This is a genomic window from Streptomonospora alba (assembly GCF_000826685.1).
Lineage (GTDB): Bacteria > Actinomycetota > Actinomycetes > Streptosporangiales > Streptosporangiaceae > Streptomonospora > Streptomonospora alba.
The window spans coordinates 95199-105291 of record NZ_JROO01000040.1 but is presented as its reverse complement, the minus strand read 5'-3'; the positions used below and the strand labels follow the sequence as shown (position 1 = coordinate 105291).

Sequence of the window (10093 nt, the reverse complement as noted above, 5' to 3'; positions counted from 1 at the left end):
CCGCCCGCCGGCGCATGCCGTCAGGCGGGCGTCGGCCGCCGCCGTCGGGTCGCCGCCCGCACAACCTCTGCGAACCGCCCCCATATGCGAAGGGGAGGAGTGCGGCGTCAGTGGGTAGGTCGACCAGTGCGTCACGCGCCTCCAGTCGCGCGCCGAGCACTCGGGGTGGCCACGCCAACGCGAAACCACAGATCCAGGGCCGGGCCGATGCACAAGGTGGACCCATGAACGACGTCACACAGCAGTTGGTCGATGCGAAGCAGCAGGAGCGGCTGGTCCGCAGATTCGGCACCGGCGCCATCGACTGGCTGGCGGGCCTGCCGGCCCGGGTCGACGAACTGGCGCGCCGGTGGAACCTCACCGTCGAGGAGTCCGCGCCGCATGTCCGCACCTCGGTGGTGCTGTTCTGCAGCACGGCCGACGGCGCGCGCGGCGTCCTCAAGATCTCTCCCGACCACGGCCTGGTCACCTCAGAGGCCCGCCTGCTGCGGATGTGGCAGGACACCGGCAGGGTGCCGGAAGTGTGGGAGGTCGACGGCGAGCACAGCGCGATGCTGATGGAGGCCGTCGGCCCCGGCCGCACCGTCGCGCTGCAGGGCGAGGTCCCCGACATGGCCGAGATCTCAGCGCTCATCACCGACCTGCACTCGGTGGACGTGGCCCGCAACGACCTCGGCGAGCTGCACCCGCTCAACAGCCGGATGAACTTCATCTTCGACATGTGGGAGCGCGAACGCCAGTCGGCCCCGGCCGCCGAGATCATCCCGCCGTCGGCGGTGCACCGGGGCCACGCCCGTGCGCGCGACCTCGCCGACGCCGATGACGGCGCCGTGCCGCTGCACGGCGACCTGCATCCCGGCAACGTCCTCCTCGGCGGGAAGGAGCGCGGCCTCGTCGCGGTCGACCCCCGCGCCTGCGTCGGCGACAGAGCCGCCGACGCCGTCGACTGGGCCTTATGGCGGGCCGACAGCCTGGAGGAGGTGGAGCGGCGCGTTGCAGTGCTCTCCGCCGGCATCGGCGTCCCCCATGAGCGGCTGATGGCCTGGTGCCGAGCGTGCGCGCCCCTCTTCGCCATCGCCGAGGCCAACCGCAAGCGCGCCGACACCGCCCACTTCGCCATGCTGATGGAGCTGGCCGCGAGCTGAGCCGCGGATACCGGTGCAGGGGGGCGGTCGCGTCCCGGTGCCGTGAGGACGGCCGTTCGACCGGCGGTGGCCCGACGTTCAACCGGGGGGAATGCAGGGGTCGCGTGCGCCCGCCAGGGTCTTCCCCGTCGGAGTTCGCCATCGGTGCTCGGCACCGGTGCGCGCCACAGCGGAACCCGTAAGGAGCCCCCCATGCCACGCCCCGCTGCCGCCTCCCGCCGCATGGCCCTGACCGCACCGCTGCTCGCCCTCGGGCTGCTGGCCGGTGCCGCCCCCGCCGCCGCGGAGCCGGCGCCCGCCGGCCCTTCGGGCGGGGCCGGCACCGAGTCCCTCGTCGAGACCCCGTGGGTCATCGCCCACCGCGGCGCTTCGGCCTACCGCCCCGAGCACACGCTGCACGCCTACCGGACGGCGATCCGTCAGCGTGCCGACGTCATCGAGCCCGACCTGGTACCCACCCGGGACGGCCATCTCATCGCCCGCCACGAGAACGAGCTGAGCGGCACCACCGACGTCGCCGACCATCCCGAGTTCGCCGACCGCAAGACCACCAAGACCATCGACGGCAGCCGGGTCACCGGCTGGTTCGCCGAGGACTTCACGCTCGCCGAGATCAAGACGCTGCGAGCCGTGGAGCGCATCCCCGACGTGCGCCCGCGCAACACCCGCTTCGACGGCGCCTTCCGCATCCCCACCTTCGAGGAGGTCCTCGACACCTTCGAGCGCGGCCGCCACCGCAACCGCGACCTGCAGATCATTCCCGAGCTCAAGCACGGCGGGTACTTCGACTCCATCGGTCTGGACACCGAGCACATGCTCGCCGAGGCGCTGCGCGAGCGCGGCCTCGACGACGAGGAAGGTCCGGTGGTCGTGCAGTCCTTCGAGCCCGACAGCGCACGCGAGGTCGACGAACTGATCGGCGCGCGCGTCGTGCAGCTGATCAGCGGCGCCCGCGGCGACCTGACCACGCCCGAGGCCCTCGACGGCATCGCCGAGTACGCCGACGCCGTCGGCCCGGCGATGAGCTGGGTGCTGCCGATCGGCGACGACGGGCGCGCGGGCGAGCCCACCGCCCTGGTCGCCGACGCCCACGAGCGCGGACTGCTGGTGACCCCCTACACGCTGCGCAGCGAGAACGCGTTCCTGCCCGACGGCTACGACATCGGCGACGACCCCACCCGCTACGGCGACTACACGTCCTACTACCTGGCGGTCTTCGCGACCGGCGTGGACGGCGTCTTCAGCGACAACCCGGACCACCTCTACCGGGCCCGGGAGCTGTTCGTGCGCACGCGCCTTCGCTGAACGGCCGCCCGCGGCGCCCGTCCTCAGCCCTTCTCGAAGCGGTAGCCCATGCCCGCCTCGGTGATGAGGTAGGCCGGGTGCGCCGGGTCGGGTTCGAGCTTGCGGCGCAGCTGGGCCATGTACACCCGCAGGTAGTTGGTCTCGCTCTGGTAGTTGGGGCCCCACACCTCGTGCAGCAGCTGCCGCTGGCTGATCAGCCGCCCGGCGTTGCGCGCCAGCACCTCCAGGATGTGCCATTCCGTGGGGGTCAGCCGCACCTCCTCGTCGCCGCGGGTGACCCGTTTGGCACCCAGGTCGACGGTGAACGCCGTGGTGGCCACCACCGGCGCCTCCTCCACGTGCATGGAGCGGCGCTGGGCGGCGCGGATGCGCGCCATCAGCTCGTCCATGCCGAAGGGCTTGGTGACGTAGTCGTCGGCGCCGGCGTCCAGCGAGCGCACCTTCTCGCTGGAGGAGTGGCGCGCCGAGAGCACGATGATGGGTACCGACGTCCACGCGCGCAGTCCTTCGATGACCTCGCCGCCCTCCATGTCGGGCAGGCCCAGATCCAGCAGCACCACGTCGGGCGGGTGCTTGGCCGCCGCCTGCAGGGCCGAGCGGCCGTCGAAGGCGGTGTCGACCTCGTAGCCGCGCGCCCGCATGTTGATCCGCATCGCCCTGATGATCTGCGCGTCGTCGTCGACGACCAGGATCCGCATCGTCACACCTTTTAGCTTTCCTGGGAGGGGCCGCTCGGTGAACCCGAGGAGCCGGAGGCGGGTTCCTGCTCGGCGGCCGCGCCCGCGGGCGGGAGCGGCGAACCGTCGCGCGCGGGCTCGGCCGTGGTGCTGTGCAGCGTGAACACCAGGGTCAGGCCGCCTCCCGGGGTGTCTTCGGCGGTGAGCGTACCGTCCATCGCCTCGGTGAACCCCCGCGCCACGGCCAGGCCCAGTCCGATGCCGGTGCCCCGCGGTGCGTCGCCGAGGCGTTGGAAGGCCTCGAAGATGCGGTCCTTGTGCTCGTCGGGAACCCCCGGCCCGTGGTCGGCCACCCGCAGCTCCACGGTGTCGCCCAGGGCGCTGGCCGACAGCCGGATGGGAGGGCGGTCGGGCGGGTTGTGCCGCGCCGCGTTCTGCACCACGTTGGCCACCGCCCGCTCCAGCAGGCCGGCGTCGGCGCGCACCCGCGGCAGGTTGTCGGGTACGTCCACGCCCACGGTGTGCGGCGCGATGCCGATCAGGGTGGCGGGGACCACCTCCTCCAGGCCCACGGCACGGATCTTGGGCTGGACGGTGTCGGTCTGCAGCCGGCTCATGTCCAGCAGGTTGTCGACGAGGCTGTTGAGCCGGTCGGTGGACTCCTCGATGTTCTCCAGCAGTTCGCCGCGGTCCTGCTCGTCGAGTTCGATGTCGACCGAGCGCAGACTGGAGACGCTGGCCTTGATCGAGGTCAGCGGTGTGCGCAGGTCATGGGAGACGGCAGCCAGCAGCGCCGTGCGGATGCGGTTGCGGGCGGCCTGGCGCTTGGCCTCGGCGGCGTCGTGGGCCAGGCGCTGGCGCTCCAGTGCGATGCCGATGTGGGTGGCGAAGGCGCCGAGGATGCGGCGGTCGGCTGCGGGCAGCATGTGGCCGCGCAGCGCCAGCGCCAGGGAGTCGCTGACCGAGACGAGGGCGTCGGCCTGGTCGGGGGCCTCGCACGGGGCCTCGCCGACGCACTCCAGCCGGGTCCACTCTCCGGAGTCCTCCTGGCGCAGCAGCGCCACCGAGCGCTGCCCGAACGTCTCGCGGATGCGCCGCAGCAGGGCCGGCAGCGGTTCCTGGCCGTCGATGACACTGCTGGCCAGCAGGCTCAGTGTGCTCGCCTCGGCCTTGGAGCGGCTGGCCTGCAGGGAACGGCGCCGGGCCAGGTCGACGACGAACGCCACCAGCACTCCGACCAGGACGAACACCGCCAGCGCCACGCCGTTGCCGGGACTGTCGATGGCCAGGCCGTACAGCGGCTGTGTGAACAGCAGGTCCAGGAGCACGGTGCTCCACACGGCGCACATCAGCGCCGGCCACAGCCCGCCCGCCAAGGCGGCGGCGATGGTGCAGACCAAGAACAGCAGCACGTGGGTGGTCAGTCCCACGCCGTCGGTCATCGGCAGCTGCAGCGCGCCCGCCAGTGCCGCGGGACCGAGCACGCCGATGAGCCAGCCCCAGACCTGGCGGGCCCGGCTCACGCTCGCCGCCAGCGGAGGCAGCAGGCTGCGCCCGCGCCCGACCTCCTCGTGGGTGACGATGTGGACGTCGATGTCGCCGGACTCGCGCGCCACCGTGGCTCCCACACCGGGGCCGAAGATGTACTGCCAGGCGCGCCGCCGCGACGAGCCCAGCACGATCTGGGTGGCGTTGACGCCGCGGGCGAACTCCAGCAGCGCGGTGGGGATGTCGTCGCCTATGACCTGGTGGTAGGTGCCGCCCAGCTCGGCCAGCAGCCGGCGCTGGTCGGTGATGACGTCGGGCAGCGGGTGGGCGAGGTTGTCGCCGGGGACCACGTGCACGGCCATCAGGTGGCTGGGCTGGGGGCGGCCGCCGCGCGAGCGCGCGGCCACGCGGGCGGCGCGGCGGATGAGGGTCTCGCCCTCGGGGCCGCCGGTCAGCGCCACCACGACCCGCTCGCGGGCCTCCCAGGTCTGGCGGATCTTGTGCTCGCCGCGGTACAGGGCCAGGCCCTCGTCGACGCGGTCGGCGACCCACAGCAGCGCGAGTTCGCGCAGCGCGGTGAGGTTGCCCTCGCGGAAGTAGCTGGAGAGGGCGGCGTCGATCTTCTCGGCGGGGTAGATGTTGCCGTGGGACATCCGCCGGCGCAGCGAGTGCGGTGACATGTCGCACAGCTCGATCTGGTCGGCGCGGCGGACGATCTCGTCGGGGATGGTCTCGTGCTGGCGAACACCGGTTATCTGCTCGACGACGTCGTTGAGCGACTCCACGTGCTGGATGTTGAGCGTGGTGATGACGTCGATGCCGGCGTTGAGGAGTTCGTCGACGTCCTGCCACCGCTTGGCGTTGCGGGTGCCGGGCGTGTTGGTGTGGGCGAAGTCGTCGACGACGGCCACCTGCGGGGCGCGCCCCAGTAGGCCGTCGAGGTCGAATTCGGCGCAGGCGCCGTCCGCCTGGGGCGGGCGCGGCATCTCCTCCAGCCCGTCGAGGAGCTCGGCGGTGCGGGGGCGGTCGCGGGTCTCGACCAGCCCGAGCACGACGTCGGTGCCGCGCTCGCGGCGTCGGTGCGCCTCGCTCAGCGCGGCGTAGGTCTTGCCTACGCCGGGAGCGGCGCCCAGATAGATGCGGAGCTTGCCACGTGCCACTTCTCCATTGTGCGGCGAATTCCCCGGTAAGAGAAAAGGAGGCGGCCCCGGTACGGCCGACGACTTGCTGCCGCCCCTCCTGCCGAGGGCGGCGAGGCGCCAGAATGGGGCGGGAGCGCGGCCCTCCCCCCGGGCTCGCCGAAACGCAGGAGGAGCCGCCATGGCCGCGCAGCCGCCCCAGCCCTCGCCCGACCCCCACGGATACCACGGCGGCGCTCCGCGCGGCCCGTACGGCCCGTACGGTCAGCCGCCGGGACGGTACGGACCCGCGTCCTCCGGCGACGCCGATTTCCCGGGGCCGCCGGGCGGCCCGCTGCCACCGGGCCGGGGCGCTGCGGGGACGGCCGCGCCGAGCGCAGGTGTGCCCGGCCGCCGATCCGCGTCCGCCGGTCCGCCGTCGGCCGGAGACCGGGCGCAGCGCCTGCGCCGGCGGCTGATCGCCGGTGTCGTCGCCGGAGCCGCCGCGGTGGGCGTGATCGCGGGGTTCGTATGGGTCGCGCTGGACGACGGGCCGCCATACGCCGACATCGCCGCGTGCGAGGAGCTGCTGCCCGCCGATGCCCTCGACACCGTTCCCGGCTTCGAAGGCGCCGCCTTCACCGGAGTCGTGCTGACCGGGGACCGCATGCACACCCGGGAGCCGCAGGTCGTGCAGCAGGCGCAGTGCACGGGCAGGAGGGAGTCGGGCTCTTTGGCCCTGGGGGCGGCCAACCTGAACCGCTACGACCCCGCCACCGAGGAGGCCGACTACGCGTCGCTGCGGCGCGCGCTCGACCGCAACCGGATCGAACTCTCCGGCGGCGTCGAAACGGGTTCCGCGGCACGCGGTGTCGACGCCTACTTCGGGTCGGCCGTGGCCGACGTCGAGGTGAACCGGCTGGGCGCGGGCGACGACGGGTTCGTGATCATCTACACCAACGTCGAGTCACTGGACTTTCCGGCCTTGGACGAAGCCGGGGGCAGCTGGGTCGTCGCCCAGTTCCGCGACCGAAACCTCGTGGTGGACGTCGTCTGCTACGGCACGGCCGAAATGAGCCCAGAGGAGAAGCTGGAGGCCGCCGTCGAGATGGCCCGGCTGATCGAGCGGCGCGCGGCGACGACCGGGCGGACGCTCTAGAGAGCGCACGGGCCGGGACGGGCAGGGGGACCCCCTCCGGGAGCCCGCAAGAGCGGCCGCCTGCTGCGGTGGCGGCCCGATGCGTCCCCGGGAGCCCGCCCCCGGTGCCCCGCCGGTCGGCTAGGTCCCGGCTTTTGAACGGGTGAGGTCGCGCCAGGGAGGCGGCCGGCCCGGTCCCGGCCCTACGCATCAGCGTTGATCTTGTACTTACGGTCATTGTGAGCGATCACATGTGACCGTAAGTACAAGATCAACGGAGGAACGCGGTCGTCGCCGTGATCTCGCATCGGCGTGGGTGGGCCCGGTCGACGCGCGAGGAGTAGGCCGCGCCGCCCAGTACCCGGTCCGGGCGCGTGGGTGGGCGACCGACGGTGCGGGGCAGCCGCAGGTGGGCCATCAGCGGTACCGGCATCGGCCCCTCACCCCGCCGCCCCGGGCTGGTGGCCCACCAAAACCAGGCCCTAGGCGGCCGGGTTCAGTGTCAGCTTGCCCCGGGTCGCGCGCGAGCGCAGGTCCTCATGGGCGCGGCGGGCCTGGTCCAGCGGGTAGTCGCCGCCGAGCACGGCGCGCAGGCGGCCCGCACGCACCAGGTCGAACATCTCGGCCATCGCGCCGCCCACGACGTTGCCCGGCAGCTGGAAGGCGTGCGGCAGCCACATGCCGCTGACCGTCGTCGAGTAGCGCATCAGGTTGGGCAGCTGCACCGGCTTGGGAGCCTCGCGCGAGGCCATCCCGTAGAACGCGAGCCGGCCGAAGGGCGCCAGCGCGTGCATGCTCTCGTCGGTGACGCGCCCGCCCGTCATGTCCAGCACCGCGTCCACGCGGCGGCCCTCGTTGGCCTCGACCAGGGCCGCGGTCATGTCCTCGGCGCGCGAGTCCACGGCCGCGTCGGCGCCCAGCTCCAGGGCCAGTTCACGCTTGTCCTGGCTGCCTGCCGTGGCGATGACCCGCCCGGCACCGAAGGCCTTGGCCAGCTGCACCGCCAGGGAGCCGACCCCGCCGGCGCCGGCGTGGACCACGACGGACTCGCCCTCGGCCAGGTGGACGTTGCGCCGCAGCAGCACCCAGGCGGTGGAGCCCTGGATGAGCAGCGCGAGGGCGGTGGCGGCGTCCACGCCCTCGGGGATCTCGTAGGCCATGGGCGGCGAGGCCACGGCGCGCTCGGCGTAGCCGCCGCTGTCGACCATGGCGACGACGCGGCGGCCGTCCGGGGTCCGTCCCGCGACCTCGCTTCCCGGGATCAGCGGCAGGCCGGTGCTGGAGAGGTAGGTGTCCTCGACCCGGTGGGTGTCGGCGTAGTTGACGCCGGCGCGCTCGACCTCGACGAGGAGGTCCTCGGGGCCGGGCGCCGGGTCCGGGGCCTCGGTGAGGTTGAGGACCTCGGGGCCGCCGAACTCGGTGATCTGGATGGCTCGCATAGGGCTGCTGTCTCCCAACGTGGACTTCTCGGCCGGGTCGGCGCCGCCGCAGACCGACCGGATGGTATGTACCGAGCCTAGCCGCGTGCGGCGCCGATGTGCCGTGCCGGGTGCCTCAGCGGCGTGTCGGATGCTTCACTCCTGCGCCCCGAGCCCCGGGAAGTCGGGGGACCGCTTCTCCACGTAGCTGCCGATGCCCTCGGCGAAGTCCTCCGAGGCGAAGGCGTCGGCCATCAACCCGGCCGCCTCGTCGGCCGCGGCGTCGAGGCCGCTGCTTTGGGCACGCAGCACCTGGCCCTTGATCGCCGCCATCGAGCGCGGCGAGCACTCGGCGGCCAGCGTGCCCGCGTAGGAGAGGGCCTCGGCCAGGACGTCCTCTCGGGGAAGGCTGAAGTCCACCATCCCCATGCGCAGCGCCTCCTCGCCGAGCACGACACGGGAGGACAGCAGCAGGTCCATCGCCCGTCCCTGTCCGACCAGGCGCGGCAACTGCCAGGCGATCCCGTACTCGGCCACCAGTCCGCGCCGGCTGAAGGAGGTGGTGAGCTTGGCGTCGTCGGCGGCGAAGCGCACGTCGCAGAAGAGCGCCAGCGCCAGTCCGACACCGGCCGCGGGGCCGTTGACCGCGGCGACGACCGGTTTGCGCAGCGTGGCGGGCAGCGCCATCGAGCGCCCGTCGATCTCCAGGCGTGTGCCGCTGATCCCGCTCAGCGCCTCCATGTCGGCTCCGGCGCAGAAGGCGCGTCCGGCGCCGGTGATCACGATCGCGCGCACCTGCGGGTCGGCGTCGGCCTCGCGCAGCAGGGCGAACAAGTGCTCGGCCATCTGCGGGGTCCAGGCGTTGAGCCGGTCCCGGCGGTTGAGCGTCAACCGCAGGACGCCGCCGTCGCGCTCGCTGAGAACCGGTGCGTCCTCCGAGCCGGTCTCCTGCGGCGTGGTCCCGGGCGTGCTGTTGTCGGCCATTTCGGTGATGGTCCCTCCGTGCGGTCTGCGGCGTCCGCCCGCTGCCGTGCGTACCCGGGGCGGGGCGCGGCCGGCGTGCGTCGCCGGCCGGGCAGATCCTACGGGCTGGATGGTGTTGCGACCTGCGAAGTGCCCGTACTCCCCCCAACAGGGACGAATCAGGTACATTCCCCTTGGTATTACCGGCCTCGTGATCGAGGACCACGGTGAGGGAGCCGACCCGTGGCAGTTGCGCGCACACGGATCTACACCGACGACACGCGCCTGTTCTGGCAGCAGCTGGGCAAGGTGGCGGTCGGGGGAGCCGCGCTCTTCGCCGGGTGCGTGCTGTGGGGGATCCGCGACGCGGTGGTGTGGGCCAGCGCGGCGGCGGCCGTCATCAGCCTGGCCGTGATGATCCTGGTGGGATGGCGCACCCGCGCGCCCTACGGCCGCGTGCGCTTCGTCCTCGACGAGTCCGTGCTGCACTACCGGCGCGTGCGGCGCGGGCGGTGCGCGGTGACACGGCGCTACCGCCTGGACGACATCGCCGGCGTGCAGCTGCGGACCCACGTCAGCGTCCCCCAGTCGCTGGAGTTCGGGTTCGACCGGAACGGCCTGCCCGAACTGCGGATCGAGACGATCAGCGGGGAGGTCGACAGCTACCACATCCTCGCGATCGACTTCGAGGGGTGCGAGGAGTTCCGCAGCTTCATCGCCGACGTGTGCGACTCCGCCGGCATGGAGAAGCGTCGACCGGGCATCAGCGGGCCCGGCGACGCCGTCGACCGCTGGGACAATCCGGCCGCGGTACGCACGGCGCCCTTCTGACACCCGCCCG

Annotated in this window: 8 protein-coding genes; 4 read left to right on the top strand and 4 right to left on the bottom strand. The window is 72.8% G+C overall.

Features of this window, described 5'->3' with window-relative positions; genetic code table 11:
• Nucleotides 1–224 precede the first annotated feature (224 nt).
• A complete protein-coding gene (locus tag LP52_RS20310) occupies nucleotides 225–1145 on the top strand; it encodes an aminoglycoside phosphotransferase family protein (RefSeq protein WP_040275901.1) in 921 nt (306 codons plus the stop codon).
• A gap of 192 nt (nucleotides 1146–1337) precedes the next feature.
• A complete protein-coding gene (locus LP52_RS20305) occupies nucleotides 1338–2450 on the top strand; it encodes a glycerophosphodiester phosphodiesterase family protein (RefSeq protein WP_040275900.1) in 1113 nt (370 codons plus the stop codon).
• Nucleotides 2451–2473: 23 nt separating this feature from the next.
• Here the strand turns inward: LP52_RS20305 and LP52_RS20300 are convergent, their stop codons facing one another.
• Together LP52_RS20300 and LP52_RS20295 are read right to left on the bottom strand one after the other, a co-directional pair.
• A complete protein-coding gene (locus LP52_RS20300) occupies nucleotides 2474–3148 on the bottom strand; it encodes a response regulator (RefSeq protein ID WP_040275944.1) in 675 nt (224 codons plus the stop codon).
• Between the two features lie 11 nt (nucleotides 3149–3159).
• On the bottom strand, nucleotides 3160–5775 hold the full coding sequence (locus LP52_RS20295) for an ATP-binding protein (RefSeq protein WP_052810065.1): 2616 nt from the start codon (nucleotides 5773–5775) through the stop codon (nucleotides 3160–3162).
• A 160-nt stretch (nucleotides 5776–5935) separates the two neighbouring features.
• Between LP52_RS20295 and LP52_RS20290 the strand changes: the two genes are divergently transcribed.
• Nucleotides 5936–6892, top strand: a complete 957-nt coding sequence (locus LP52_RS20290) for a hypothetical protein (protein ID WP_157036407.1) — start codon at nucleotides 5936–5938, stop codon at nucleotides 6890–6892.
• A 461-nt stretch (nucleotides 6893–7353) separates the two neighbouring features.
• Here LP52_RS20290 and LP52_RS20280 read toward each other — a convergent pair whose 3' ends face one another.
• Both LP52_RS20280 and LP52_RS20275 read right to left on the bottom strand, forming a co-directional pair.
• The gene (locus LP52_RS20280; RefSeq protein WP_040275896.1) at nucleotides 7354–8310 is read right to left on the bottom strand and encodes a quinone oxidoreductase family protein; all 957 of its coding nucleotides are present in this window, start codon (nucleotides 8308–8310) and stop codon (nucleotides 7354–7356) included.
• Between the two features lie 135 nt (nucleotides 8311–8445).
• Nucleotides 8446–9273, bottom strand: coding sequence for an enoyl-CoA hydratase-related protein (locus tag LP52_RS20275; protein WP_052810064.1), 828 nt, complete (start codon nucleotides 9271–9273; stop codon nucleotides 8446–8448).
• Nucleotides 9274–9495: 222 nt separating this feature from the next.
• Between LP52_RS20275 and LP52_RS20270 the strand changes: the two genes are divergently transcribed.
• Complete coding sequence (locus LP52_RS20270) at nucleotides 9496–10083, top strand: hypothetical protein (protein ID WP_040275894.1); 588 nt, start codon at nucleotides 9496–9498, stop codon at nucleotides 10081–10083.
• Nucleotides 10084–10093: the final 10 nt, after the last annotated feature.

Excerpts from the sequence above, each read along its gene's own strand:
- LP52_RS20275 (WP_052810064.1), bottom strand. The coding sequence starts at position 9,273 with ATGGCCGACAACAGCACGCCCGGGACCACGCCGCAGGAGACCGGCTCG.
- LP52_RS20305 (WP_040275900.1), top strand. The coding sequence starts at position 1,338 with ATGCCACGCCCCGCTGCCGCCTCCCGCCGCATGGCCCTGACCGCACCG.
- LP52_RS20280 (WP_040275896.1), bottom strand. The coding sequence starts at position 8,310 with ATGCGAGCCATCCAGATCACCGAGTTCGGCGGCCCCGAGGTCCTCAAC.
- LP52_RS20310 (WP_040275901.1), top strand. The coding sequence starts at position 225 with ATGAACGACGTCACACAGCAGTTGGTCGATGCGAAGCAGCAGGAGCGG.
- LP52_RS20300 (WP_040275944.1), bottom strand. The coding sequence starts at position 3,148 with ATGCGGATCCTGGTCGTCGACGACGACGCGCAGATCATCAGGGCGATG.
- LP52_RS20290 (WP_157036407.1), top strand. The coding sequence starts at position 5,936 with ATGGCCGCGCAGCCGCCCCAGCCCTCGCCCGACCCCCACGGATACCAC.